24 protein-coding genes and 1 tRNA gene are annotated in these 26,647 nt (G+C 59.0%); 10 read left to right on the plus strand and 15 right to left on the minus strand.

What is annotated here, in order from left to right:
- Positions 1 to 74 precede the first annotated feature (74 nt).
- The 4 genes from mnmG to JJ917_11825 are packed head-to-tail and all read left to right on the plus strand — an operon-like array spanning position 75 to position 4,503.
- Positions 75 to 1,949 carry a tRNA uridine-5-carboxymethylaminomethyl(34) synthesis enzyme MnmG gene (gene mnmG / locus JJ917_11810; protein MBO6699509.1) on the plus strand — a complete coding sequence of 625 codons (1,875 nt, stop codon included), beginning with the start codon at positions 75 to 77 and terminating at the stop codon, positions 1,947 to 1,949.
- Between the two features lie 57 nt (positions 1,950 to 2,006).
- Positions 2,007 to 2,756 (plus strand): 16S rRNA (guanine(527)-N(7))-methyltransferase RsmG, encoded by a 750-nt coding sequence (locus JJ917_11815; protein MBO6699510.1) that lies wholly within the window; start codon positions 2,007 to 2,009, stop codon positions 2,754 to 2,756.
- Positions 2,756 to 3,601 (plus strand): ParA family protein, encoded by an 846-nt coding sequence (locus JJ917_11820; GenBank protein ID MBO6699511.1) that lies wholly within the window; start codon positions 2,756 to 2,758, stop codon positions 3,599 to 3,601. The genes JJ917_11815 and JJ917_11820 overlap by 1 nt, the downstream gene beginning before the upstream one ends.
- A 14-nt stretch (positions 3,602 to 3,615) precedes the next feature.
- Positions 3,616 to 4,503: a ParB/RepB/Spo0J family partition protein gene (locus tag JJ917_11825; GenBank protein MBO6699512.1), complete on the plus strand. Its 888-nt coding sequence runs from the start codon at positions 3,616 to 3,618 to the stop codon at positions 4,501 to 4,503.
- Between the two features lie 15 nt (positions 4,504 to 4,518).
- On the opposite strand, the gene holA is transcribed toward JJ917_11825, so the two are convergent.
- Genes holA through JJ917_11840 form a run of 3 tightly spaced genes read right to left on the minus strand, consistent with a single transcriptional unit; the run spans position 4,519 to position 8,733 of the window.
- Complete coding sequence (gene holA / locus JJ917_11830; protein ID MBO6699513.1) at positions 4,519 to 5,553, minus strand: DNA polymerase III subunit delta; 1,035 nt, start codon at positions 5,551 to 5,553, stop codon at positions 4,519 to 4,521.
- Positions 5,553 to 6,101 (minus strand): hypothetical protein, encoded by a 549-nt coding sequence (locus JJ917_11835; protein MBO6699514.1) that lies wholly within the window; start codon positions 6,099 to 6,101, stop codon positions 5,553 to 5,555. Before JJ917_11835 ends, holA begins: the two co-directional genes overlap by 1 nt.
- Positions 6,094 to 8,733 (minus strand): leucine--tRNA ligase, encoded by a 2,640-nt coding sequence (locus JJ917_11840; GenBank protein MBO6699515.1) that lies wholly within the window; start codon positions 8,731 to 8,733, stop codon positions 6,094 to 6,096. The genes JJ917_11835 and JJ917_11840 overlap by 8 nt, the downstream gene beginning before the upstream one ends.
- Before the next feature lie 151 nt (positions 8,734 to 8,884).
- Between JJ917_11840 and JJ917_11845 the strand changes: the two genes are divergently transcribed.
- Positions 8,885 to 9,568, plus strand: coding sequence for a YggS family pyridoxal phosphate-dependent enzyme (locus JJ917_11845; protein ID MBO6699516.1), 684 nt, complete (start codon positions 8,885 to 8,887; stop codon positions 9,566 to 9,568).
- Here the strand turns inward: JJ917_11845 and JJ917_11850 are convergent, their stop codons facing one another.
- Positions 9,569 to 10,054, minus strand: coding sequence for a L,D-transpeptidase family protein (locus tag JJ917_11850; protein MBO6699517.1), 486 nt, complete (start codon positions 10,052 to 10,054; stop codon positions 9,569 to 9,571). It abuts the gene before it with no gap.
- A gap of 230 nt (positions 10,055 to 10,284) precedes the next feature.
- Between JJ917_11850 and JJ917_11855 the strand changes: the two genes are divergently transcribed.
- Both JJ917_11855 and JJ917_11860 read left to right on the plus strand, forming a co-directional pair.
- Entirely contained in the window at positions 10,285 to 10,968 is a 684-nt protein-coding gene (locus JJ917_11855) for a response regulator transcription factor (GenBank protein ID MBO6699518.1), read from the plus strand.
- A 41-nt stretch (positions 10,969 to 11,009) separates the two neighbouring features.
- Complete coding sequence (locus tag JJ917_11860) at positions 11,010 to 11,462, plus strand: Crp/Fnr family transcriptional regulator (protein ID MBO6699519.1); 453 nt, start codon at positions 11,010 to 11,012, stop codon at positions 11,460 to 11,462.
- Positions 11,463 to 11,472: 10 nt separating this feature from the next.
- Here the strand turns inward: JJ917_11860 and JJ917_11865 are convergent, their stop codons facing one another.
- From JJ917_11865 to tesB, 7 genes are all read right to left on the minus strand, one after another.
- Positions 11,473 to 12,294, minus strand: coding sequence for an exodeoxyribonuclease III (locus JJ917_11865; protein MBO6699520.1), 822 nt, complete (start codon positions 12,292 to 12,294; stop codon positions 11,473 to 11,475).
- A 68-nt stretch (positions 12,295 to 12,362) separates the two neighbouring features.
- Complete coding sequence (locus tag JJ917_11870; GenBank protein MBO6699521.1) at positions 12,363 to 13,016, minus strand: outer-membrane lipoprotein carrier protein LolA; 654 nt, start codon at positions 13,014 to 13,016, stop codon at positions 12,363 to 12,365.
- 125 nt (positions 13,017 to 13,141) lie between these two features.
- Positions 13,142 to 15,865 (minus strand): DNA translocase FtsK, encoded by a 2,724-nt coding sequence (locus tag JJ917_11875; protein ID MBO6699522.1) that lies wholly within the window; start codon positions 15,863 to 15,865, stop codon positions 13,142 to 13,144.
- 89 nt (positions 15,866 to 15,954) lie between these two features.
- Positions 15,955 to 17,163, minus strand: a complete 1,209-nt coding sequence (locus JJ917_11880; GenBank protein MBO6699523.1) for an aminotransferase class I/II-fold pyridoxal phosphate-dependent enzyme — start codon at positions 17,161 to 17,163, stop codon at positions 15,955 to 15,957.
- Between the two features lie 238 nt (positions 17,164 to 17,401).
- Complete coding sequence (locus JJ917_11885; GenBank protein MBO6699524.1) at positions 17,402 to 18,775, minus strand: ammonium transporter; 1,374 nt, start codon at positions 18,773 to 18,775, stop codon at positions 17,402 to 17,404.
- A 27-nt stretch (positions 18,776 to 18,802) separates the two neighbouring features.
- Positions 18,803 to 19,141 carry a P-II family nitrogen regulator gene (locus JJ917_11890; GenBank protein MBO6699525.1) on the minus strand — a complete coding sequence of 113 codons (339 nt, stop codon included), beginning with the start codon at positions 19,139 to 19,141 and terminating at the stop codon, positions 18,803 to 18,805.
- 374 nt (positions 19,142 to 19,515) lie between these two features.
- Positions 19,516 to 20,415 (minus strand): acyl-CoA thioesterase II, encoded by a 900-nt coding sequence (gene tesB, locus JJ917_11895; protein ID MBO6699526.1) that lies wholly within the window; start codon positions 20,413 to 20,415, stop codon positions 19,516 to 19,518.
- A 115-nt stretch (positions 20,416 to 20,530) separates the two neighbouring features.
- Between tesB and JJ917_11900 the strand changes: the two genes are divergently transcribed.
- Positions 20,531 to 21,775 (plus strand): ubiquinone biosynthesis hydroxylase, encoded by a 1,245-nt coding sequence (locus JJ917_11900; GenBank protein MBO6699527.1) that lies wholly within the window; start codon positions 20,531 to 20,533, stop codon positions 21,773 to 21,775.
- Positions 21,776 to 22,252: 477 nt separating this feature from the next.
- Here the strand turns inward: JJ917_11900 and JJ917_11905 are convergent, their stop codons facing one another.
- The 4 genes from JJ917_11905 to JJ917_11920 all read right to left on the minus strand — a co-directional run bounded on the left by JJ917_11905 (position 22,253) and on the right by JJ917_11920 (position 24,774).
- Positions 22,253 to 22,492, minus strand: a complete 240-nt coding sequence (locus tag JJ917_11905) for a Trm112 family protein (GenBank protein ID MBO6699528.1) — start codon at positions 22,490 to 22,492, stop codon at positions 22,253 to 22,255.
- A 26-nt stretch (positions 22,493 to 22,518) separates the two neighbouring features.
- On the minus strand, positions 22,519 to 23,205 hold the full coding sequence (locus JJ917_11910) for an LON peptidase substrate-binding domain-containing protein (protein MBO6699529.1): 687 nt from the start codon (positions 23,203 to 23,205) through the stop codon (positions 22,519 to 22,521).
- Positions 23,206 to 23,265: 60 nt separating this feature from the next.
- Entirely contained in the window at positions 23,266 to 24,183 is a 918-nt protein-coding gene (gene trxA, locus JJ917_11915) for a thioredoxin (protein ID MBO6699530.1), read from the minus strand.
- Between the two features lie 69 nt (positions 24,184 to 24,252).
- Positions 24,253 to 24,774, minus strand: coding sequence for a prolyl-tRNA synthetase associated domain-containing protein (locus JJ917_11920; GenBank protein ID MBO6699531.1), 522 nt, complete (start codon positions 24,772 to 24,774; stop codon positions 24,253 to 24,255).
- 205 nt (positions 24,775 to 24,979) lie between these two features.
- Between JJ917_11920 and JJ917_11925 the strand changes: the two genes are divergently transcribed.
- Together JJ917_11925 and JJ917_11930 are read left to right on the plus strand one after the other, a co-directional pair.
- Positions 24,980 to 25,054: transfer RNA gene (locus tag JJ917_11925), tRNA-Gly, on the plus strand.
- A 179-nt stretch (positions 25,055 to 25,233) separates the two neighbouring features.
- A complete protein-coding gene (locus JJ917_11930; protein MBO6699532.1) occupies positions 25,234 to 26,646 on the plus strand; it encodes a GGDEF domain-containing protein in 1,413 nt (470 codons plus the stop codon).
- Position 26,647: the final 1 nt, after the last annotated feature.

Here is a 26,647-nt window from a genome sequence, read left to right on the forward strand (position 1 = left end):
GCGAGTCTTGAACTGGCTGATGTTTCGAGTCACGAGACATGCTCCATCAAATGAAATGATCTTTTGGCTTTGTGATGCTTCGACCCGACTCTTCAAAAACAAGCTTTGATGTGGTGGTCGTCGGCGGCGGTCATGCCGGCTGTGAGGCTGCGGCCGCCGCGGCTCGGCTTGGTGCCGACACGACGTTGGTGACGCTGAAAGCAGATGCCACTGGTGTTATGAGCTGCAACCCAGCTATTGGCGGGTTGGGCAAGGGTCACCTGGTTCGAGAGGTCGATGCACTCGATGGGTTGATGGGCAGGGCGGCTGACGCGGCCGGCATCCAGTTTCGACTGCTCAATCGCCGTAAGGGGCCGGCGGTGCAAGGGCCACGAGCTCAAGCCGATCGCAAACTTTACCGCGTGGCTATTCAAGACATGTTGGGTGCGTTTGACACCCTCACTGTGATTGAAGGCGAAGTTGCTGACTTGCAGATGTCGCCTGAAGGACGGGTTGCAGGGGTCGTTCTCGCGGATGGTCGCGTGATCTCGGCTGGCGCGACCGTACTAACAACGGGAACGTTTCTGGGTGGTCTCATTCACCTCGGTGAAAGATCCTGGCCTGCAGGCCGTCATGGTGAAGCCCCTGCACAAAAACTTGCTGATCGCCTGCGGGCTATGAACCTGCCGATGGGCCGCCTTAAGACCGGGACGCCGCCGCGCCTGGACGGCCGCACAGTCGCGTGGGACCGGTTGGAGGAACAACCGGGTGACGACGTGCCGGTGCCATTCTCCGCATTGACGGAGTCGATAACAACGCCGCAAGTGTCGTGCTTCATCACGCGAACGACCGCTGACACGCACCGTATCATCGAGCAGAACATTCATCGATCGGCGATGTATTCCGGCCGCATTGACAGCCGTGGTCCGCGCTATTGTCCGTCGATTGAAGACAAGATTGTTCGCTTCAAGGACAGGTCAAGCCATCAGATTTTTCTCGAGCCCGAGGGCCTTGATGACCACACGGTCTACCCCAATGGAATTTCAACAAGCCTGCCCGAAGATGTTCAGCGTGAAGTCCTCCGATCGATTCCGGGCCTTGAAGCAGCGACTATCCTGCAGCCGGGATATGCCATCGAGTATGATCATATTGACCCGCGGGCGCTGGATTCGAGCCTCAACTGTCTTGCTCTGCCTGGTCTTTTTATGGCCGGGCAGATCAATGGCACGACGGGTTATGAAGAGGCAGCGGCGCAAGGTCTTGTCGCAGGTCTGAATGCCGCGCGCGACGTTGATGGGAAGGATCCAATCCGATTCGGCCGCGAAACAAGCTATCTTGGCGTTATGATCGACGATCTCACGACCCGCGGTGTGACCGAGCCGTATCGCATGTTCACATCACGCGCCGAGTATCGACTTCGGCTGCGTGCGGACAATGCCGATCAACGCCTGACACCACTCGGGATCGACGTTGGACTTGTCAACGTGCATCGACGTGAGGCTTTTCAAACGAAGGCACGAAATCTTTCTGAAGCCCGTGCTGCGTTTGAGGCGGTTTCTGCTTCACCCCATGAGTTGCAGGGGCGTGGCCTCCGCGTGAAACAGGACGGGCGGGCCCGTACCGCCTTTGATATCCTTGGATTCCCAACGGTGTCTTTGGATGAAGTGCTGTCGATATGGCCACAATTGGCGGATCACGCCAGACCGATCCTTGAACAGGTCGCTGTCGACGCGAGCTATGCCGTCTATGTGGACCGACAGGATGCCGAAGTGGCTCTGCTTAATCGGGAGTCCGATTTGGTGTTGCCAACCGATTTGGCTTTCGAGGCCATGCCGGGGCTGTCAAACGAATTGGTGCAAAGGTTAAAGACCGCCAGGCCGAGGACCCTTGCGGAAGCGCGACGGCTGGAAGGCATGACACCGAGCGCGCTTGCGCTTTTGTTGGTGCATGCTCGGAAACATGCTGCTTAGGATCGCCGACAAATTGGCCAATCTTCGATTCCCTTCAGCGCTCCGCGCCAACCACTGATGGACGATCGATTCGGACTCGAAACAGCTGAGCGGCTTACGGGCGTAGTTCTGGGCGTCGATGGCAAATCGAACCTGCTTCGTTTCGTCGATCTGTTGCGAAGCTGGCAGCAGGCCAAGAACCTCGTTTCCCGTGAAACACTCGACCAGGTCTGGGAACGCCATATCGCTGATGGACTTCAGCTGTTTCCTTTGATCGAGAGATGGGCAGAGAGCAACAGCGATGATTTGGCCGCTTCAAGAAGGGGTCCAATCCAAGTTATGGACCTTGGTTCTGGTGCGGGTCTGCCCGGATTGGTTTTTGCGCTTGCCCGACCAGACAATCCATCCGGCAACGGTGCAAGCGACAATAAGGGAGCGGGATCGAGCCATTGTTTCGATGTATCGCTGGTCGAGGCAAATGGCCGAAAAGCATCCTTCTTGAGAACGGTTTCACGTGAAACAGGTGTTCCCGTTACCGTGATCAACACCCGCATCGACGCGGTGCATGGTGATCCCTCCCTTTCGCCCGATATCATCACGGCGAGAGCCCTTGCGCCGTTGCCAAAGCTCATGGGGCTGGCTGACCCCTGGATGGCTAAAGGCGCGACTGCGTTTTTTCACAAAGGTGGGGAGTATGCACGTGAGCTTGCGGAATGGACTGACGCCTCACGCCATGACGTGGTAGAGCATGTGAGCGTTGTTGATCCCAGCAGCCGCATCCTTCAGGTGACCCGAAAAGATGCGCAGAGACCAAGGCAAACACCATGATGCACACCTCGCCCATCCCCCCGGTCCATCCCCACCCGCGTGTGATCACGGTTGCCAACCAGAAAGGTGGCGTTGGAAAAACCACCACGGCCATCAATCTGGGAACGGCTTTGGCGGCGATCGGCGAAAAAGTCGCGATCCTTGATTTGGACTCGCAGGGCAATGCATCGACGGGCCTTGGGATTGGAGCATCGGACCGTACGATTACAAGTTACGATGTGATGACGGGCGAAGCTGGCCTGGCAGACGCTGTCCTGCAGACAGCCGTGCCCAATCTTTCCATTGTGCCATCGACGGTTGATCTGTCGAGCTTGGAAATGGAGATAGCGTCCGACCCGCAGCGCGCCATGCGGTTGCGATCTGCATTACACACTTACCAAGCTAAACAGATGGAAATGCCGAGTGCCAAACGGCTTTCCTACATTCTCATCGACTGTCCGCCCTCGTTGAGTCTTCTCACCGTCAATGCCATGGCTGCCTCGCATGCGGTTCTCGTGCCGTTGCAATGTGAGTTCTTCGCACTTGAGGGTTTGTCCCAGCTGCTGCGCACGGTTGAACAGGTGCGTGGCGCGCTGAACCCAGAGCTCATCATTCACGGTATTGCACTGACCATGTACGATGCCCGCAACAATCTCTCCTCGCAGGTCGTGGAAGATGTGCGCGAGGTTATGGGCGACAAAGTCTACTCGACCATGATTCCGCGCAATGTGCGGCTCTCTGAAGCGCCGAGCTATGGTCGTCCAGCCATCCTGTACGATTTTAAATGTGCCGGCAGCCAGGCTTACATCAAGCTGGCGCAGGAGATCATCGAACGTGAGCGCGCCTTGCGCGCCGTCGCCGCCTAAGGAAGGACGTTACTATGGCGGAGGATGCATCTAAGCGCCGATTGGGTCGCGGACTTGCCGCCCTCATGGGCGATGCGGTCCCAGAGAACGTCGCCGTTGATCAGTCGCGTAACACCCGCCGGCTTCCGATCGAACAGATCGCGCCCAATCCGCGCAATCCTCGCGGCATGTTTGCCGAAGAGGCTTTGGAAGATCTAACCCAGTCGATCCGCGAGAAAGGCGTTGTTCAGCCGCTGCTGGTGCGACCGATGGCCGAGGGTGCCTTTGAGTTGATCGCCGGCGAGCGACGGTGGCGGGCAGCGCAGCGTGCGGGCCTGGACATGGTGCCTGTGGTCGTCCGTGAGGTCGATGACAAGGAATCTTTGGAGCTTGCGATCATCGAGAACGTTCAACGTTCTGATCTCAATCCTTTAGAAGAAGCCCAAGGATATCAAAGCCTTATCGACAGTTTTGGCTATACGCAGCAGGACTTGGCCACTGTCATTGGGAAAAGTCGCAGCCACATTGCCAATACGCTTCGTCTGCTGCGCTTGCCTGAAGGTGTTCAACTGTTCGTCTCCACCGGTGCACTGTCTGCCGGTCATGCCCGACAATTGGTGGGACGCGAGGATGCAGCCGAATTGGCGCGCAAAATCATCGACGATGGTTTGTCGGTACGCGATGTCGAGCGTCTGGTGCAAGACAAGCCGGCGTCTGAGGGTCAACTGCCGCATGCTTCGAAGCCCGATGAGCGGGCCGGGTTGGCGGATGCAGACACCCAAGCCATCGAAGCGAAACTGTCCGAGCATCTTGGATTGGACGTTCGCTTGAAGGCCAAGGCCAACGGTTCGGGAACCTTGAGCGTGTCTTATAAAACGCTTGAGCAGCTTGATGATCTGCTCCGCCGAATCGGTGCGGCCTGAGCAAAACGCTCCGCGCTAACGGCTGCTGCGCGCGGCCTCCGATGCTACGCGCAGAACCTGACGTTCCAGACGCGTGCGTTTGAGGGCTTGATCAAGCCGCGTCGTGACTAGCTCCTCGTCAAGATAGGCAACACACCGGCGCAGCGCATGAAGCGTCCAGCGCCGCAGCGCTTGTTCCATTGCCGGTCGCCGTTTGAAGAAGATCGGTGGCCGCGCCGCAGCCAGGGCGCGATCGGCCGACGAACCGCGATCGATGTCGATTCGCAGCCGTTCCAAAGTCTGGCCATGGCGCAGCAACATCTGAGTCACCACCGAGGGCTCCAAGCCCTCGGCCAAAGCGCGAGCGAGCGCGTCCAAAGCAGCATCGCGACGGCCGGCGAACGCGGCGTCGCTAACGTCGCTCATCGCATGGGCCGATCCTTCGACAAGGCTCGCCTGGACATGATCGGAGGTTATCGCGCCGTCTTTCAGGGCGAAAAGGCACAGTTTTTCGATTTCTGCCTGAGACATGGCGTGGTCGGCGCCGAGCATCGCCAGCACATCGTCCTGCGCCTCGCGTTCTATGGTTAGGCCAAAGTCAGAAACAGTCTGGTTCAACAGCGCAGCAATGTCACGCCGGTCGGCGGCATATGAAGCGATCGCAGCGCCTGCCCGTGATTTTTCGATTCGGCTACGCAACGGATGCGACTTCTTAAGGTCTCCAGCCACGATAATGATCGTCGCCTCATGTGGCGGCGCCGAAAGAAGCGCCTCGACCGGCTTCACAAGACCTTTGGGGTCATCCATGCGGGCTACAACCGTTTTGCGGCCGCCGAACATGGCGATGCTGTCGGCCTCCTCAGCCAGGCGCGCCGGATCAGAATCAAGGATCGATGCATCCAAGTCGATTACATTCATTGGATCGGCATCATCGCCGGCAACGGCCTTCACAAGCGCCTTCGCGCGCATGGAGACGCGGCCGCGATCGGGTCCATGAATGAGAATGACGGGTTGGTCTGGCGCTGGGTTCTCAAGGAAGCGATCGATCGCCTGCCCCTTGATCTCGGCCATCAGAGCCCTTGCGCGAAAACGGCCGCCAGCTGTGCTTCGATGACCCGTGCAACATCACGGGCGGCGCGTGCTTCGGCATCAATAGCGGCGCGCTGATTGGCGAAACGCTGTTCGACAGAATCATAAGAAGCTGTTGAAATCACCGTGTTTTCCGCCAAGGGTGTGGGTGCACCCAACGCAAACAGTTGATAGGTCGCGGTGACCCGCACAGTCCGGGCGAAGGCCGCGCCCGTCCCGCCAACACCTAATGTCTGCGTTGCGCTCGCTGCGCGCAACGCTAATCGATATTGCGGTGCGACTGTGCCGCTGCCTAGACCGAAGAAAAGCTCATTGCGCACCAACTGGGTGGTGCGATTGGCTGGCTCATCGATCACGATCGCGCTTAGCGCGGTGGCTGTCGCTGATTGTCCGCCCGTTGCTGGGGATCGATCCGCATAGAGCGGACTGATCTGGCATCCGCTCAGTGCAAGGGCACCCACGCCCAAAGCGCTGAGCAAAACCGCACGGCGAGACAGTGGATAGCGCGAAGGATGACGGGCGTTAGACAACGATGTTCACAATCCTTTGGGGGACAACGATCACCCGCTTGGGCGTTCTGCCATCCAACAGTTTTTGCACAGCGTCGTCGGCCAGGACGGCGGCTTCGACGGCCGCTTTGTCGGCATCTTTGGCCACGCTGATGTCACCACGCTTCTTCCCGTTCACCTGAATGGGCAAAGTCAGTGTGTCATCGTCCAACAGCGATCTGTCAACCTCGCTCCAAGGTTTGGTTGCGAGCATCGTCTCGTGGCCAAGGGCGGCCCAGCAGGCTTCGGCGAGATGCGGGGTCATGGGTTGCATGGCTTCAACCAGCATGGAGACAGCCTCGCGCAAGGCCCAGACCATGTCGCTGGCCCGGTTCATTGCGGCCTTGTCGCGGGCGGCGAGTGCTTTGCTGATCGCGTTGGTCGCATCATAGATACGCGCCACTGAGCGATTGAAGGCGAGCTTTTCAACGTCGTCGGCGACGGCGGCAAGCATACGATGCATCACTTTGCGCAGGGCCAGGGCATCCTGCGAAAACGCATTGGGCGTTGCGTCGGAGAACCCCTCGGGCGTCACCGCAACCACGTCATTCACCAGGCGCCAGACCCTCTGAATGTGGCGATGCGCGCCCTCAACGCCGGCATCTGACCAGATGACGTCCCGTTCAGGTGGGGAATCCGACAGCATGAACCATCGCGCTGTATCCGCGCCAAACGTCGCGATGATGTCGTCGGTATCGACAACGTTTTTCTTCGACTTCGACATCTTCTCGATCGAGCCGATTTCCAGCACCTCGCCCGTGTCGATGTGTTTGGCCGTGCGGGCATCGTCCTCGCCCTCGATCAAGACCTTTGCCGGTTCGATCCAGCCATCGGCACCCTTATAGGTCTCGTGCACGACCATGCCTTGGGTGAAGAGGCCTTTAAACGGTTCGCGAATGTTCATGTGGCCGGTGGCCTTCATGGCGCGAGCGAAAAAGCGCGAATAAAGCAGGTGCAGGATCGCGTGCTCAATGCCGCCGATATATTGATCCACCGGCAGCCAATCGCTCGCCATATCGGGCGTCGTCGGGGCCTTGGCCTTGGGGTCGGTAAAGCGCGCGAAATACCACGATGAATCGACGAATGTGTCCATCGTATCGGTCTCGCGCACGGCCGCTTTGCCGCAACTCGGGCAATTGGTGTGCTTCCAGGTCGGGTGGTGATCAAGCGGGTTACCGGGCTTATCGAACGAGACGTCATCGGGCAGCTTCACTGGCAAGTCATCGTGAGGCACCGGAACCGCGCCGCAATCCTCGCAATGAATCACCGGGATAGGACAGCCCCAATAGCGCTGGCGGGAAACGCCCCAATCGCGCAATCGGAACTGCTCCTGACCGGTGCCAAGCCCTCGATCTTCCGCCCAGCTGATGGTCGCGTCAACGCCTTCCTCACCCGTTGCGACCTCAACGCCAGCCGGTTGGTTCACATAGCGGACCGTCTGGGTTTTTGGCGGTACGAAAGCCTCGTTTTCGACAGGCCTGTCATCATCGAGCGCGAAATAGGTGTCGGTGACCGAGAGATCGTATGTGCGAGCAAAATCAAGGTCGCGCTGGTCATGCGCCGGGCAGCCGAAGACAGCGCCGGTGCCGTAATCCATCAAAATGAAGTTGGCGACCCAAACCGGCAGCGTCTTGTCTGGGTAAATCGGATGCTTGACCGTAAGACCGGTATCGAAGCCGCGTTTCTCAGCTTTTTCCAGCGCCTCCTCGGAGGTTCCGGCACGGCGCACATCGGCGTTGAACGCAGCCAGCTCGGCATTGTCGCCTGCCAGGGCCTGCGCCAAAGGATGTTCCGGCGCGATGGCGATGAAGCTGGCGCCGGCCAAGGTGTCAGGCCGGGTGGTGAATACCTCAATTGCCTCATGGCCATGCGTCGGTTCGCTCAGCACAAAGCCCATATGCAGGCCGCGCGACTTGCCGATCCAGTTGCGCTGCATGGTGCGCACCTTGTCTGGCCAATTGTCGAGTTCATCAAGACCATCGAGCAGGTCTTGGGCGAAATCGGTGATCTTGAACACCCATTGCGCCAGCTCGCGTTGCTCGACCAAGGCGCCGGAACGCCAGCCGCGCCCATCGATCACCTGCTCATTGGCCAGAACCGTATGGTCCACCGGATCCCAGTTGACCCGACTGGTCTTGCGAGCGACCAGGCCGGCCTTCAGAAAGTCGGTGAACAGGATCTGCTGTCGGTGGTAATAATCGACGTCGCAGGTGGCAAACTCGCGTGTCCAATCGAGGGATAAGCCCATCACTTTGAGCTGACCGCGCATCGTGTCGATGTTCTGATAGGTCCAGTCCCGGGGATGCACCTTGTTCTGCATGGCGGCGTTTTCTGCCGGCATGCCAAAGGCATCCCACCCCATTGGGTGCAGCACGTTGAACCCGCGGGCTCGTTTGTAACGCGCTACCACGTCACCCATCGTGTAGTTGCGCACATGGCCGATATGGATCCGGCCGGATGGGTAGGGGAACATTTCCAAGACATAGTATTTTGGCCGCGGATCGTCGTTCTTGGTTTCAAAAACGGCCGCCTCGCTCCATTTGGCTTGCCAATAGGGCTCGACAGCTTGCGGGTTGTAGCGTTCGGGCGCGTTCTGGCGAGATGAACCGGTCATTGAGGCAATCGTTGTTCTCGAAAAGAGTGATGAGGCGTCGCGCTGTTTCGGGCTTTTGGGGTGCCCAAACCAGCTGAGAAAATGGGTGGGGGACCTTCACCAGAAAGCGCGGATATGGTCAACCGTTCTGGATTGCAGGAGGAGCGGGCGTTTGAGTGAAGCCGTATCACGTTGGGAAAAGGTTTGTGCCGCCATCAAGGAAGCCGAGCACGCGGCATCGCGGCCATCGGGCGGTGTTACCCTTGTTGCCGTCTCGAAAACCTATGATGCAGACGCCATTTGGCCGGTTATCAAGGCCGGGCAGCGCGTATTCGGTGAAAACCGTGTCCGGGAAGCGATGGGCAAGTGGCCGGCGCTTCGCGAACGGCTTGCTGCGCACCACAAAGAGACACTGGAACTTCATCTGATCGGCCCATTGCAATCGAACAAAGCCAAAGAGGCGGTCGCGACCTTCGATGTCATCGAAAGCGTGGATCGCGACAAGATCGCCGGCGCCTTGGCCAAGGAGATGGCCAAACAGGATCGTCATCTGCCCTGCACCGTTCAGGTAAACACCGGGTTGGAACCGCAAAAAGCGGGCATCGCGCCTGCCGACACAGCTGGCTTCGTGGCACGCTGCCGCGAGGTGCATGGGCTCATCGTTCAAGGTCTGATGTGCATCCCACCGGTGGAGGATGATCCAGCGAAGCATTTTGCGTTGCTGGCCAAATTGGCTGAGGAATCCAATCTGCCGATCCGATCGATGGGTATGAGCGGGGATTATGAGATCGCAATTGCCCATGGCGCGACCCATGTGCGTGTCGGCAGCGCGATCTTTGGTCCGCGCGGTACCTGATTACAGCACGATGAGGGCGTCCAGCGCGGCAAGGCGCGGCGCAAGCCTTGCAAAGGTGACCGCATCCAGCGCGATGCACCCTTCCGTGCCGTGCATCCCGCCACGCTCTATGCATGCTTGATGCAGGAAAATGGCCGACCCGCGCCCCTGCGATCGGCACGACATGTTCCAATCAAGAACGATCAGGCGATCATAAAGATGATCCTCGCGGGTCATGACTTCGTGTGACTGCGGGTGTGGCAACGCCACCGGGCAATTGTAAGCCGGCGTAAAAGGAGCGTCGCACCAACCATCCCTTGTCTTGATTCGCTGCCAGAACGATTCGTTCTCCAAAGGCTTCTGAACGCGGTCGGCGCGAAACCGTCCAGTCAAAATGGCCAGAAAGCCGCGTGGTGTCGCACCATCGCCCTCGCGTTTGCGTGCTGTGATGCCGGTCTTGCCCAAAGCGCAGGGATAGGCTTTGCCGTCGAGCAGCAACCGGCCCAGATGCCGCGTCGCCGGGCCTTGCGGCGCTCGCACCGCGATTGCCAGACGGCCGAGTGAACGCGGCACCGTCCTCCGATACCGCTTTGTCCAACCTTTTCTATACCTTGGCCTGTTTAGCATACGCACGACTGTGCTTTGCCGCGTGCTTGCGTGCAAGCGCGGCCTTGCCGTAAAGCACGTGTGGGGGTCTGACGCGCATCCGTGGATGTCAGCCAAATTGAGGTAGGGATATGAGCCGACGTATGTTGCTCATCGTGGACGATGATACCGAGCTTGCAGGCGCTCTCCAGGAGCAGTTTGCACTCTATGACGAGTTCGCCACACATCATTGCGATAGCGCACAAGCGGGCATCACCTATGCTCGTGCCAACGACATTGATCTGGTGATCATGGATGTCGGCCTGCCGGATCTTGATGGCCGCGAGGCGGTGCGGCTCTTGCGCAAGAACGATTTCAAAGCCCCGGTGATCATGCTGACCGGTCATGACACCGATTCGGACACGATTTTGGGGCTGGAAGCCGGCGCCAACGACTATGTCACCAAGCCGTTCCGGTTTGCGGTCCTCCTAGCGCGTATTCGCGCTCAGCTGCGCCAGTTCGAGCAAAGCGAAGACGCTGTTTTCCAACTCGGCCGCTATACGTTCAAACCGGCGGCCAAGCTGCTGCAGGACGGCGACGGCAAGAAAGTTCGCCTCACCGAAAAAGAAACGTCGATCCTGAAGTTTCTCCACCGCGCCGGCGGCAAGCCGGTCGCCCGCGATGTATTGCTCTCCGAAGTATGGGGTTACAACGCGGCCGTCACCACCCACACGCTGGAAACCCATATCTATCGCCTGCGGCAGAAGATCGAGAGTGATCCGAGCCGCGCTGACCTCCTTGTGACTGAAGCGGGCGGCTACAAGCTGGTCTCATAAGACCATGCGTGCTGTCCGATCACCCCTGCTTGGGATGCTGAATGAGTCTCGCCTCCGACATTGCCGTCTTACGGCGCGTCCCGTTCTTTGAACGGTTTGGCGATGAGCATTTGCGTCTGCTCGCCTTTGGTGGCGAGAATCAGCATCACGACGCAGAAACCACGCTTTTTCGGGTTGGCGACCCGACCGAAGGTGGCTTGGTGATCCTATCGGGGCAGGTTCGCCTCACCGATGGCAGCCATGAGGATGAGGGTGAGCGCTTTAAGGTTGGCACGCTGCTTGGCCAACGGGCCTTGCTGGCGCAGACCAAGCGGCGTCACACGGCGATTGCGGTTTCACGGGTTGAAGTGCTGTTGATCCGGCGCTCGCTGTTCGTGCGCATGCTCTCGGAGTTTCCCGACCTTGCCGCCCAACTCTATGCCGATATGTCCGACGAATTGCGCACGCTTACCGGGCGCGCATCGGTCGTCATGAGCGGTCGTCGTCAGCTCTGAAGGTTTCAGATCAAGCGTAGTCGACGATCACGGGGGCGTGGTCGGAGGCTTTCGTCCAACCGCGCGCGTCAGTATAGACCGAAACGCCGGTCGAGCGGTCGGCCCATTTCGGGCAGGTCCAGACATGATCGAGCCGTCGCCCGCGATTGGAGGCAGCCCAATCTTTGGCGCGGTAGCTCCACCAGGTGTAGAGCTTTTCCTCCATTGCCACGTGTCGGCGCATGGTGTCGGTGTAGCCCAGCGTTTCGCGTGTCTTTTCAAACAGGTCGGTCTCCACTGGCGTGTGCGACACGACTTTCAAAAGCTGCTTGTGCGACCAGACGTCTTCCTCATAGGGCGCGATGTTGAGATCGCCGGCGATCAGCGTGGGCACTTGGCTATCGGCTTGTAATCGTTGCTGCATTTCTGAAACAAAGCGCAGCTTGTGATCGAATTTCGGATTGATTTCTGGGTCGGGCTCGTCGCCACCGGCGGGCACATAGAGCGAGTGGACGCGAACCTTGTCGGCACCACTGATTGTTCCCGGTAGTTCGACCGTCGCAGCAACATGGCGGGCATCACCGACAGCGCAGAAATCTATGCGTTCAACCGCGTTCATCGGCAGTCGGGAGAGGATCGCCGATCCGTGATAGGCCTTCTGACCGTGGATACCCAGGTGCTCGTAACCCGCAGCACGGATCGCCTTGGCCGGGAACTCTTCTTCGCGACATTTGGTTTCCTGTAAGCAGAGCACGTCGGGCTGGTGCTCATCGAGGAACCTTACCACCTGATCGATGCGCAGCCGCACCGAATTGATGTTCCAAGTTGCGAGACGAAACGTGTTTTGAGTCATGGTGCATGCTTACGCGCACCGCTCAACGGCGGCAACTGCTAGGCTTCTGCCATCCCCGGCAATCGCGTTCACTCGCCGCGATTGATATGGTCGATGAAAAACCAATTGGGATCGGTTGGGCGGCCATACTCAACTTCAAATAGCGCGACGGTGGTTTCAAAGCCTTGCGGATCGGTCACCGTCCATTGCTGAATGGCGAGCGGTTCCTGGGTTGCCGTGATGGCGATGCGACCGCGCCCAATCGGGGTTTCGTCCTGCATCATCACGGTGACGGTTTCTTCCGATGTTGAAACATCGAGCACATTACCGTCGCCGACGAGATCGACACGCTCTTCAAGCAAGAAGCGCAGTGGCGTCTGTGAGATCGGGTAAAGGTCGTGGGTGCCGACGGAGGCGTCGCGAACAACAAGTCCGGAACCGTCGGAGACAATTTCCAAGCGCGATGGCGGCAAATAGCGGAACAACAGGCGACCGGGTCGGTGCAGCACGAAATAGCCTTCGGTGCGCTCGCCGGTCGGCCCGACCTGTATGAACCGGCCCTGCATGGTCTCCAGGCTGTTGATGTGGTTAGACAGCCGCTCAACTTCACCCAAATCTTCTTCGGTCAGCGCGCCAGGAAACGTGTTCACCGCGCTGGCTGTGGTGATGGCGCCGAGCGCTAGGGCAGCCGATGTCATAAGAACGATGAGGCCGGTTTTCAGGTTAGGCAAAGAGGCGGGCACGGGCATATCCTTAGAAGGGTCGTCAGGGCGGTTGGAGCCGAAAAAGCGAATCACTGCGACCGGAGTATGGCGAGAGCTACCTTAACCCTAGCTGACTGGTTCGTTAATCCGGGCATAGCAGCGCACTAGCCGTCGAACCCATCCTCTTCGCCAAGCTGCATCAAGACTTCGCGCTTGCCGGCATGGTTGGCCGGGCCGATTAGACCCTCTTTCTCCATGCGTTCGATAATGGAGGCTGCGCGGTTGTAGCCGATGCCGAGGCGGCGCTGGATGTAACTGGTCGAGGCTTTCTTGTCGCGCATAACAATGGCGATCGCCTGCTCATAGGGATCATCGGACTTTTCCAGACGCGCAATTGATTTTTCCGTCGGATCGGCATTCGGGTCCTCGTCCTCATCCACCTCTTCTGTGATGGTGTGGAGATATTCTGGGGCGCCTTGCGTCTTCAGATGATCCACAACCAGTTCAACCTCTTCATCCGACACGAATGGCCCATGGACGCGCTGGATACGGCCACCGCCGGCCATGAACAGCATATCGCCTTGGCCGAGCAGCTGTTCGCCGCCCTGCTCGCCGAGAATCGTGCGTGAATCGATCTTCGAGGTCACCTGGAACGAACAACGCGTTGGGAAATTGGCTTTGATCGTACCCGTGATCACATCCACTGACGGACGTTGCGTGGCCATCACGATATGGATGCCGGCGGCACGAGCCATCTGTGCCAAGCGTTGAATGGCGCCTTCGATCTCCTTGCCAGCGACCATCATGAGGTCGGCCATTTCATCAACGACGATAACGAGCATGGGCATTGGTTCGTAGGAAAGCTCCTCGCGCTCATACACCGCCTCACCGGAATGCTCGTCGAACCCGGTCTGAACGGTCCGGCTGATCACCTCGCCCTTTTTCTCCGCTTCTTTCACCCGGGCGTTGAAGCCATCGATGTTGCGCACACCGAGCTTGGACATTTTCCGGTAGCGATCTTCCATCTCCTTGACGGCCCATTTCAGCGCGACCACGGCCTTGCCGGGATCGGTCACAACGGGCGTCAGCAAATGCGGGATGCCGTCATAGACCGAGAGCTCCAGCATTTTTGGATCGATCAGGATCAAGCGGCATTCTTCGGGCGTCCAACGGTAGAGGATCGACAGGATCATGGTGTTGATCGCCACCGATTTACCCGAGCCCGTGGTGCCGGCGACCAGCAAGTGCGGCATACGGGCCAGATCGGCAATCACTGGCTCACCGCCGATGGTTTTGCCCATGGCCAGCGGCAGATTGCCCTTGGCCTTTTCGAAGTTCTGCGAGGCGAGTATCTCCGACAAATAGACCGTTTCGCGGGTGTTATTGGGTAATTCGATGCCGATGGCATTGCGGCCCGGAATAACCGCCACGCGGGCGGAAATCGCGCTCATGGAACGGGCGATATCATCCGCCAGACCAATGACGCGCGCCGATTTCACGCCCGGCGCCGGTTCGAACTCATAAAGCGTGACGACAGGGCCAGGGCAGACATTGATGACCTCGCCGGTGACGCGGAAATCTTCCAACACGCCTTCCAAAAGCCCAGCATTGCGCTCCAGGGCTTGTGGCGACAGCGCTTTTTGGCCAGTGGCCGGCGCATCGGATAGCAAGTGCAGCGGCGGCAATTCAAAGCCCACGCCATCGTTGATGAGCGAGGGTTGGGCTTCGCGGGCCGCGCGCTTGCCAGGTTTCGTCTTGGCGACTTCGGCAACGCGCGCGTGACCACGGGAGCCTGGGCCACGAGATGCCGGGCCGCGCGACGGCGCCGGCTGCGGTGCATAAGATTGGTCTGCCGCTTGTGGCTGATCAGCCCAGGCAGCCGGATTTTCGCTGTCGAGCGGCGGCATGTCGAGCGGGACGGCCGCTTCATGCGGTGGCGCGGGCTCGAATTGGGCCCAGTCATCCTGCGAAACTGGCGCTGCATGCGCTGGTTGTGGCGCATAGGACATCTGCGGATCGGCTGCGATTGGCGCAAGCTCCGGTTGATCCCACGCGGTATCCTGCGCAGGTTCATGGGCATAGGCGGGCTCTTGGCGCGTGAACTCTGGGTCTTCAGATGCGCGTAAGCGCGCGTTCAAGGTTCCCAGGTCCGGGCGCACCGGTGGATAGGCACGACGGCTGCCAGGCAGCAAGCGTTTGGCGGCCGCCAGGCCAGAATAGCCAAGATGGGCGGCATACCCCATGGCCAGGTGGACGCGACCGGGGCGGTCCTCGTCGTCAAAGCCGCCCTCGTCTTCATCATCCCAATACTCTTCCTCAACACCATCGGCGCGGTGCACGCGGCGCGGTTCGATGCGCATATCGGCTGGCGAGGGTGGGGTCGGCAGAACGGGAACCGACGTGGTGCGGCGAAAACAGACATAGGCTGCTGGCAGCGCCAAAGCTGCAACGATAAGCGCCGGAACGATAGAAACGGGGATCAGGCCGTTCGGCAGGGCGATCAGCGCGTCGCCAACCAATCCGCCAAGGCCGATGGGAAGCGGCCAGGCGCCCGACAGAGGCATCAGCGCCAGAAGCGCGCAGCAGGCGGCGTTGAACCCGAGCGCATAGGCTGTGCGACGCGCTTTTGCTTCCAAGCCGCCATAGGTCATCAGATGCCAGCCCCAGACCACGATTGGTACCAGCAGGAACACTGCGCCAAGGCCGAGCACCTGCATGATGAGATCGGCAAAGATCGCGCCTGGCGCGCCCAGCATGTTGGTGACCGGTGCAGCGGTTGCGTGGCTGAGGCTGGGGTCGGCGACGGACCAGGTTGCTAACGCAAGAACGGCCAGGGCAGCGACTGCAATCAACGCCAGGCCCGACAGCGTGGCCGCCTGACGACGCATCATCGTCTTCAGCAGGTTGGTGTCGAGCAGGGGCGTGTCAAAGGTCCGTGTGGCACGCATGTTTCTGGTCCGCATGGTCGTGTCCGTTCTTACGCAAACAAAGTGGCAAGGCGGGTGAGCGCCTCAGTTGTTGTGGGTTCATCGTCGACCAAAGCCAGCCGCAGGCGGTCTACGCCTGGAGAGGCTGCCGCTGGCGTGTGATCATCGGCATAGGTCATGTAGGAGCCGGGAATGGTGCGCAGTGCCTGGTCGCGCCACAGGCGGGTGGCCGCGTCGATGTCCGACACGCCTTCGGGCAGTTTCAGCCACAAAAAGAAGCCTGCCTGCGGGGTGGGTTCGCTAAGATGGCGCCCAAGGATGTCTTCCACGAGGGTCCATTTTCTGGCGTAGAGCGCGCGGCTATGGGTGACATGGGTCTCGTCGGCCCAGGCGCACGCGGCGGCTGCCTGAATGGGAATGGCGGTTTGAGGTCCGCCCATGAGGCGCAGGCGCGTGAAGGCGGCGAGGAATGCCTTATCGCCGGCGGCGAAACCGGCGCGCAGGCCCGGCAGGTTGGAGCGCTTGGAAAGCGAATTGAAGCTGACGATTTGGCGGAACCCGCCGGCACTGCGCGCAGCCACTTCTAGGACGCCTGGAGGCGGCGTGCGCCGGTAAATTTCCGAGTAGCACTCGTCAGCAAAAAGAAAGAAGTCATGCAAACGGGCAAGTTCGATCCAAGAATGCCAATCGGAATGCGATAGAACTTGGCCTTGCGGATTGGTTGGCGAGGCGATGTAGGCGGCGACCGTGCGCTTCCAGATTTCTTCTGGAAGCGCTTCTCCGCGCGTGTCGGCTTCATCCAATAGAACCACATCGCAGTCCGCCATCAGCGCCCCGGCGGAATAGGCTTGGTAAAATGGGTTCTGCATCACAATGACAGGACGCTCGATGGTCGGACGCACGTCGCGGGCTGTGCGCGCCGCGAAAACCAACCCTTCGCGCGAGCCATTGAGCGGCAGAATGTGGGCGCCTGGATCAACGCTCTCAGGCGTCAGATCGTAACGGCGGATCAGCCAATCGGCGATCGCGCGGCGATGGTCTGGCGTACCGTTTATGGCTGGGTATTTGGCAAAACCCGCTTCGGCAGCGGTGAGCGCCTGGATGATGCCAGCAGGTGGTGCGTGACGCGGTTCCCCAACCGTCATGGTGATCGGTTCAAGATCGGGGTTCGGGCGCACGCCGGCAAGCAGGGCTTCGAGCCGTTTGAACGGCGAGCCCGTTTCATAGACAAAGCGCCGGATGTCGGCATGTATAATCACAACACAGACCCCCAGCGCTCGGCGGATGATGGAACGCAATACATGTCGCCCCACCTTGCACCGGCGGTGGTTAAGCCTCGCTTAAGGTTACCAAGGAGGTGGCTGGAGACGCGGGCAATGGCTTGGGTTGGGCGATCGTGTTTCTCATGGACGCTACAAAAAGGGCCCGCAGTCGCCTGCGGGCCCAGTGTGTGCGGCGGATGCGCCGCCGTGGGAGATCTATGCGATCACATGGTGCTTAGGCTTGGCCTGCACCGAACTCGGGGTAGGCTTCGACGCCGATCTCGGCTTTGTCGAGACCCATCATCTCGTCTTCCTCAGACACCCGGATACCCATGGTGGCTTTGAGGATGAACCAGACAAGGCTCGAGGTGACGACCACGAAGGCGCCAACGATGATGATCGGCACAACCTGACCAACCAGCGTTGCATCGGAGTTGGTGAGCAACACGGCCAGCGTGCCCCAGATACCTGCAAAGAGGTGAACCGGGATGGCGCCGACAACATCGTCGATCTTCAGCTTGTCGAGCAGTGGCACAGTGATCACGACGATCACGCCACCGACGGCACCGATCAGGGTTGCTGCACCCAGACCTGGGGTCAGCGGTTCAGCAGTGATCGAGACCAGACCGGCAAGCGCGCCGTTCAAGACCATTGTCAGATCGACCTTCTTATAGAGGATTTGGGTTAGGATCAGTGCGGCGATGGCACCACCGGCAGCGGCTGTGTTGGTGTTGGAGAAGATGCGTGAAACATCAGCGGCATCACCGACCGAGCCCAGCGCGAGCTGCGAACCGCCGTTGAAGCCGAACCAGCCGAGCCACAGGATGAACGTGCCGAGGGTTGCCAGTGGCATGGACGAGCCAGGCATCGGGTGGATTTCGCCACCAGCGCCGAACTTGCCTTTGCGGGCGCCAAGGATGATCGCACCGGTGAGAGCGGCCCAGCCGCCGACCGAGTGCACAACCGTTGAACCAGCGAAGTCGAGGAAGCCGAACTGGCTGTCCAAGAAACCACCACCCCATTTCCAGGAAGCCTGGATTGGGTAGATCAGCGCGGTCAGGACGAGCACGAAGATCAGGAATGGCCAGAGCTTGATGCGCTCAGCCAGCGTGCCCGAAACGATCGAGGCTGTGGTGGCGCAAAACATCAGCTGGAAGAAGAAATCCGAACCCGTGGAGGCGTAGCCGATATCGTCAGCCGCATCGGCGGAGACGCCAACGGCTTCAAGCGCTGCTAAGGCGAATGCGCCGAGGTAACCGCCAGTTTCGTCGGTTCCGATGGACCAGGAGCCGAGCGGATACATCAAATTGTAGCCGATCAAATAGTAGGCAACAGCGGCGATGGAGAACAGGCCGATGTTCTTGGTGCACTGCATGGAAACGTTCTTGGAACGCACCAGGCCGGCTTCGAGCATGGAGAAGCCAGCGGCCATCCACATGACGAGGAAGCCACCGATTAGGAAGAGTGTCGTGTTGAAGACGAACACCGAGTATTCAGGCACCTCAGAGGAGGCCATCGCTTCGGTGGCGTCTTGCGCCAGGGCAGGCGCTGCAAGGGCGAGAAGCGCAGCGGAGGCTGCCATCCCGACCTGAAGATAACGCTTGGACATGGAAAAACCCTTTGCTTGGGGAGAGACTTACAGCGCGGCCGCGTCGGATTCGCCGGTGCGGATGCGGATGGCTTGGTCGAGGCCGTAAACGAAGATCTTGCCGTCGCCGATCTGGCCGGTTTTGGCAGCCGAGGAGATGGCTTCCACCACCTTGTCGATGAGGTCTGCCGAAACGGCGACTTCAATCTTCAGCTTGGGCAGGAATGAAACGGCATATTCTGTGCCGCGATAGATTTCTGTGTGGCCTTTTTGCCGGCCATAGCCTTTGACTTCGGTAACGGTCAGACCCTGCACACCGATGGCGGTGAGGGCATCACGAACTTCGTCGAGCTTGAACGGCTTGATAATGGCCATGACGATTTTCATACGCGTGTCGTCCTATTCTTCTTCAAGTTGGCCTTGCACGAACGATGTGCGCTGCTGTGATGAGCACCCGCCGCCCGCAAGCTAAAACCGGATGACACCGTGGGGGGACGATCCGGGCCGCAAGGGCCTGGCTGACGTGCCTTTGCCTTGCGAACGCCACATTTCATCCAAGTTTCGTGCCAGATTCAGATTCTGGCCGCAAAGCACTAAGAAATAAGGAGAAATTGAATCGGCCTTGGTGACCGACTGGCCGACCTCTGCCCAATCGTTAAGAATCGCTAAGACATGCCTGTTTTTTGTGCAGGTTGCGGTGCAACATATTGCCTAATAGTTATGCAGAGCAAATAATCGCCGAGCTTAAGGCCGTGAAATGCTCAACGCTTAGGCTTGTTCCGGCGGATCAGGCCCTCTTGCGCGGTCGAGGCGACCAATTCTCCAGCACGATTGTAGATCGCGCCACGGGTGAAACCGCGTGCGCCGTGCGCCGAGGGGGCGTCCTGGGCGTAAAGCAGCCAGTCTTCGATCCTAAAAGGTCTATGGAACCACATGGCGTGGTCCAGGCTCGCCGCTTGGATGGCGCGGGAGAAGATTGACAGGCCGTGGGGAAAGAGCGCCGTGTCGAGCAGGGTCATATCGGAGGCGTAGGCGAGGATCGCGGCATGGACACGCGGATCATCGTCAAACGGCTCGGGCACCGGCGCCGTTGAGCGAAGCCAGACAAATTGCTCCGCCGGTTGCGGTTCGTCAGACGTGTAGTGCTCAAAACTTGTCGGCCGCAGTTCCAACGGGCGCTCGCGCTCCCAATATCTGCGGATCGGCTCCGGCGCGACCTGCATGAAGGTCGCCTTCATATCGGACTCGTCCGCCAACGCCTCCGGCGGCGGGACGTCAGGCATGGTGCTTTGATGGTCGAACACATCATCCTCGGCCACATGAAATGAGCAGGACATGGAGAAAATCGCCTGGCCATGTTGAATTGCGACGATACGGCGGGTGGTGAAGGAACGCCCATCTCTGATCCTATCGACTTCATAGATGATGGGGATCGATGGATCGCCGGGCCGCATGAAATAACCATGCAGTGAATGTGGATGCCGGTCGGCATCGACCGTTTTGCAGGCAGCCATCAGGGCTTGGCCAATGACCTGACCGCCGAAAACGCGTTGCCAGCCGGCATCTGGGGAGATGCCGCGAAAGAGATTGTGTTCCAGCACTTCCAAATCGAGCACGCGCATCAATGCTTGCATGGAGGCCTGGCCTTTGGATGGTGGCATGGAAACTCTTCCTTTTCCCCGCCCTGCTTGGGCACGGGTGAGACAGTGTGCGTGCTTGTGTTTTGATGCCGTTGGATCATGTTGGCGGCACCACAACAAGCTTGAGACCGTTCTGATGGCCCGCGCCTCCCTTTCCACCGTTCCTGAAACCGTCGATGTGCTGATTGCTGGCGGTGGCTATGTCGGCTTGTCGCTGGCTTTGGCGCTAAAGGTTGGTGCCAAGGACCTGACAGTGGCGGTGGTGGACCTGCGTGAACCTGCGCAGGCTGACAAGGATGGCCGTGCTTCGGCAATCGCCAGCGCGGCCCGCACCATGTTGACGACGCTGGGCGCCTGGCAGGGCTTTGCCGAGGAGGCTCAGCCGATCAATCAGATGATCATCACCGACTCGGAAACGCGCGATCCGGTTCGCCCGGTCTTTTTGACCTTTGATGGCGAGACCAAGGATGGTGAGCCATTTGCCCACATGGTGCCGAACGGGGCGATGACGAAGAGCCTGCGCGCGCGGTGTTTGGATGAAGGCGTTATCATCGAAGCGCCCCAGACGGTTGATGACTTTGATGCCGATACCGGCCATGTGGACATCACGCTTGGAGACAAACGCCAGGTGACCGCGCGTCTGCTGGTGGCCTGCGATGGGGTGCGTTCACGGCTGCGCGATCTGGCGGGGATCGACACCGTTGGCTGGATGTATGGCCAGTCAGGCATTGTCTGCACTGTCAGCCATAAGCGCGATCATGAAGGCATCGCCTACGAACACTTTCTACCGGCTGGCCCGTTCGCCTCACTGCCCTTGCCGGGCAAGCGCTCTTCCATCGTCTGGACGGAAAAAACCGCGACCGCCGACGCTTTGGTCAATGGCGATGAGTTCACCTTCATGCTGGAATTGGAACGTCGGTTTGGCGCGCAGTTCGGCGAGTTGAAACTGGAAAGCCGCCGTATTGCCTTTCCGCTTGGCTTGAAGCTTGCGCGGTCCTTCATTGCGCCGCGCCTGGCCCTTGCCGGTGATTCCGCGCATGGCATGCATCCGATTGCCGGTCAGGGCCTCAATATGGGGCTGCGTGATGTTGCCGCGCTCGCCGAAGCGGTGGTCGATGCGGCTCGGCTTGGGCTCGATATCGGCGCGGACGACGTCTTGGAGCGCTATCAGCGCTGGCGCCGGTTCGATACTGCGCAGATGGGCGTGGTGACGGACGTACTCAACCGGCTTTTTTCCAACGATATGGCGCCGGTGCGCACGCTGCGCTCTTTCGGTCTCGGGGTGGTCGACCGGCTTCCGGCGCTGAAACGCTATTTCATCGATGAGGCTGCCGGGATCAGCAAGGACCGGCCAAGACTAATGAGTGGCGAGGCGATTTAGCAGTTTACCGCAGCGATGCTCGTTGAGTGTAGGAAACATGCCAGCTACACTCCATAATTAGTTCTGTGAGAACATCCAAAATATCAAAAGAAGGCCGAAAAAGGCGAATACCATGAATGCCGGATAGAAGAGTGTAAGATCGTATCCGTGTAAAAAACAGGTTGTATCTCTCCTGTATGGCCCGCCTTCCTCACAGTATAATCCAGTGTAGTTACCATATCCAAATATGGCGATTAGTGTTCCAGTTGTCACGAGGCCCACATTAGAATTCAAAGAGGGCCGATTTGGTGGTCTAGAAGATCCATATCGGATCAAATTGAAAATCCATGAAAACAATTGTGCTACTATTAATGAAAATAGCAAAGCACCAAACATGCTAAATATGACAAATAACACTATGTCTATGCGAAGACTAAGAGGCATTTTATCAACCAATAGCTTGAAGTGAGATTGCTAAAACGAAATTGTCAATAGAACTCAGAGCTTCCCGGTTTTGATTTTCGCCAATTCCGCATCATCCAACTCGCGCGCTTCCTCGATCAACATGATCGGGATGGAATCGCGGATCGGATAGGCAACCTTGGCGGCGTAAGAGATCAATTCCTGCTTGTCGTGATCATAGTGCAGGACCGATTTCGTCACCGGACACACCAGGATGTCGAGCAGCTTGCGATCAATGGTCAGGCGCTTGGGTGCGGCGGGGGTCGGTTCGGCCATGGGCGCATTTTCTCCGGCCAAAACATCTACTGCAAGGCCGAGCGGTCGCCGTCACTGTCGCGGGCGAGCGACAGTTCGGTGATGGCGATCAGTGTGTCGGCGCGGGCGCCCAGATCATCAGCTTCCAAAAGAGCCTGTTTTTCCGGCGGGCCATAAGGGCTCATCATGCAAAGCGCGTTCACCAGCGCCTCATTGGAGGCCTTTTCAACGCCCGACCAATCGGCTTCCAGATCATTGGCTTCCAAATAGGCTTTGAAGGTCGTCAGCAGCGTGTCGCGATCGACGAGTTTCTCGCCTGCGCCCTGTTCGAAATCCTGCGCATATTGGTCGGTGGTCACGCGGCACATGCGAAACGGCGTGATGGCGGTTTCTTCTTCTTCGATTTTGAAGCGGCAGACACCGGTCAGCGTCATCAAATAGCGGCCGTCGTCAGTTTCCTGAAACGCAGAAATCCTGCCAAGGCAGCCGACCTCGCAAAGCGGCGGTGTGTCCGGATCAAGACCCATCACCGGCGACCCATCGCGCTCAAACTTCGGCTGCACCATGCCGATAAGCCGCTCATGGCCGAGCGCATAATCCACCATCGCCAAATAGCGCGGCTCGAAGATGTTCAGCGGCATCTGTCCGCGCGGCAGCAGCAGAGCTGACGATAACGGAAACACCGGAACAACGGCCGGTATGCGTTGCGCAAGATTGCTGTGCAAAGATGCCATGGTGTCCTGCAGGGCCTTTTGGCCAGTTAAGGCCGAATATGGCGCGTGTGGCCGCGCTTCTTACGAGAACAGGACCCGGGACAATTTCTTTCGACCGGCAATGCTGGCCGGGTCGGAGGGGCCCCAGGCTTCAAACAGGCGCAACAATTCTTTGCGGGCGCCGTCATCTTCCCATGACCTATCGCGCTGAACGATCTCGACAAGGGCTGCGGCGGCCGCTTCGCGATGGTTTTTGGCATTGTGAATTAGGGCAAGGTCAAACCGCGCCCGATGATCGTCGGGATTGACCTCCAGCCGGGCCGCCAATTCCTCAGCGTCCCCAAGGGCTGCTGCCTTCTCCGCCAGATCGAGCGATGTCTGCGCGGCTTGGATCGCCGGATCGGCCTTCATCTCATCGGTGAGACTTGCAAGGGCCTGGCGCGCCGTCTCCAGTTCGCCGGCAGCGACATAGACCTTCAGCATGCCGGCCATGGCCGTGACGTTTTCCGGTTCGGCTTGCAGAATTTGCGCGAACAAGGTGGCCGCGCCTTGCAGATCATTGGCCGCTAAGGCTTCGTCGGCTTTTTCGAGCATCTGTTCGGTCGGGCTCGGGCCTTGCGGACCAATCAGCTTGTCGATGAAGGCTTGAACTTGGGCTTCCGGCTGGGCGCCTTGAAAGCCATCGGCTGGACGGCCATCGACAAAGGCGAACACCGCAGGGATCGATTGCACGCCCATCTGACCGGCCACTTCGGGGTGTTCATCAATGTTCATTTTGGCCAGGCGAACCTTGCCGCCAGCCTTGGCGATCACCTTTTCCAACGTCGGGGTGAGTTGTTTGCAGGGACCGCACCATGGCGCCCAGAAATCCACCAGAACAGGCCGGGTTTTGGATTCTTCGATGACCTCTTTCATGAAGTCAGCGGTTGTTATGTCGATGACATCGCCGGTGGTCGGCTGGGAGTTTGATGGCGGCGTTCCGCCGGTTCCGATCAACATGAGATATCCTTACGCGAAACGGTTTCTTGCCATTTCAGATGGGCCTTATTCGGCCTTCTACAAGGCGGCTCAGGCGCTGTCGACCAGATCGCTTTCAAGGTCGACGATCTGAACCTCGTGGCCGGTCTTTTCAACGAAGGCGAGCAAATCATCGCGGGCAATCGACGTGGTGGCCGTGTTCTCCAACGGATGGACGTTGATGATGGCAGCATTCATCAGATTGGCGTCAAGCACGAACGTGACTGTGTGATCGACATCGTTGATGACGGCGAGTGCGGTAACCGACCCCGGCGTCACGCCAAGATGAGCTTCCATGAGTTGGGCGTTGCCGAAGGAAAGCCTGCCGCAGCCGAGCTTTTTGTGCAGGTTCTTCAAGTTCACTTGCGTGGCGTGTTCGGCCGTCACCAGGAAAAGCGCACCCTTTTTGTCTTTCAGGAAGAGGTTTTTGGTATGCGCGCCGTCGACTTCGCGATGCACCTTGGTGGACTGTTCAACGGTAAACAGCGGTTCGTGATCGACTGTTTTGGTCTTGATCCCCCAGGCATCAAGCTGGGAGAGCAGGCTTTGGCGGGTGTGATGTGCAGCGGTCATGGCACGTTTCTTGTCGAATTTCCGGCGTGAAAGACCAGCTTCCCTAACCAGCACGGCTCGGTGCGACAACCCTCATCGCGCAGGCCGGCAATCCGCGCTTCAATGGGTGTAACAACATGGTTGCAAAAGCCGATCCGTTGATGCATAGAAGCGCCTCGCAGACGGCAATGCCCTCCTCGAGGGATACCCCTTGGCCGTCTCATGAGCGGGTGTAGCTCAGGGGTAGAGCACAACCTTGCCAAGGTTGGGGTCGTGGGTTCAAATCCCATCGCCCGCTCCATTTTCCCTCTTCTGATCGTCAACGCCTAAGCGCCGACGTATTGCGTCGCGTTGTTTGATGCGTCATCGGCTTTAACCGGTCTTTTAGCATCCTCTAAGGATAGCCTCCTGTTTCCGGCATCATTTTTCCGTTCTTTAAGGTGCGTTGGATAGAAGGCAGGCTCCCAAAAGGAGCCGATCATGACCAAGGCGCATGCCACTCAGCCAATCTTTATCAAACTGACAGTGCTCGGCGTTGTCGCCGTTGGCATGATCTTATGGTCGCTGTTCTGGTTGACCGGGCGGATCAATGAGATTGAGCGCGAGGCGACCCGCGACTTGGTTGAGCTGATGGTCACGGAAACGGTCGATCAGGTGCAGGCATCGACCAATGATTACGCGTTTTGGTCGCTTGCCTACGAGGTTGTCGAGGCGGGTGACGCGGCGGCGATCTATGAGCATATGGGTTCTGGCGCCATTGAAAGTGAGCTGTTCGATCAGCTTGTTATTCTTTCCCACGATCAAGCGGTTCTGCATCTCTTTGATGCGACCGAACAGATCGCCTCGCGATCGCAGTTCGATGTCGCTGGCCTGGCACCCTTCCTGTCGGAACTGGCGAACCACGACCCCTCATCCTATGTGTCCATCGCTGGTGTTGGTGCGGTGAACGGTGTCCACGGTGCCATTACAACGGCATGGATCACGCCAGATTATGTTGATCCCGCGATCGCCGAAAACCTTCCGATCCTGGTTGGGATCGTCCAGTTCAATGATGATGAGCTGCGGGCCATCGAACGGATGACGCAAGGCAGCGGCTATGCCATTCGCCCAACCGCCGAGCCCGTCGATCCACCATCGCTTTCCCTGCCTGGCCCCAGTGGCGCGCCGGTCGCTCAATTGGTTTGGACGCCGCACGAGCTTGGCACCATGCTGCGCACCGATGTTTTGCCATTCATCCTGCTGGTGTGCGCCGGCATCTTTGCAATCTGCCTGTCGGCGGCGCGCTATTTTCACGAGCAGGCAAAGATGCTGGAACGGGCCCACCATGTGGCGACGACAGACCAGCTCACCGGGCTGCTCAACCGGTCGGGTCTCGATGGTGTCTTGGCCAAATCCGGCATTCGCTCGGCCATCGCGGCAGGACATGTTGCCGTGCTCTATCTCGATCTGAATGACTTCAAAGCGCTCAACGATACGCATGGACACAAGGATGGTGATCGGGCGCTGAAAGTGACAGCACAACGCCTGCAGGGCGCCGTGCGATCCAGCGATCATGTCGTGCGCATTGGCGGTGATGAATTTGTCTGCCTGGTGGTGGACGAGAACGCCCAAGCCGCCGCTAACCTGGTCGCCGAGCGCATTCGCGAAACGTGCAATCGCCCGATCCGCTTCGCCAATCATGAAGCCTTGCTGCAACCGTCCATCGGGGTATCGGTAGGCAAGCCCGGCATCGATTGGGAAACGCTGCTAAGCCAGTCCGATGCTGCGATGTATTTTGCTAAACGAACCAAATTCGATGGCCCGATGCTGTTCTCCAAAGAGGTGATGGAGGCGCTCCGCAGCCAGGACAACAAAGTCGACCAGGCTGAGGAGAATGTGGCCGCAGCGGCCTAAT

This window comes from Hyphomicrobiales bacterium (genome assembly GCA_017642935.1).
Taxonomy (GTDB): Bacteria; Pseudomonadota; Alphaproteobacteria; order Rhizobiales; family MH13; genus MH13.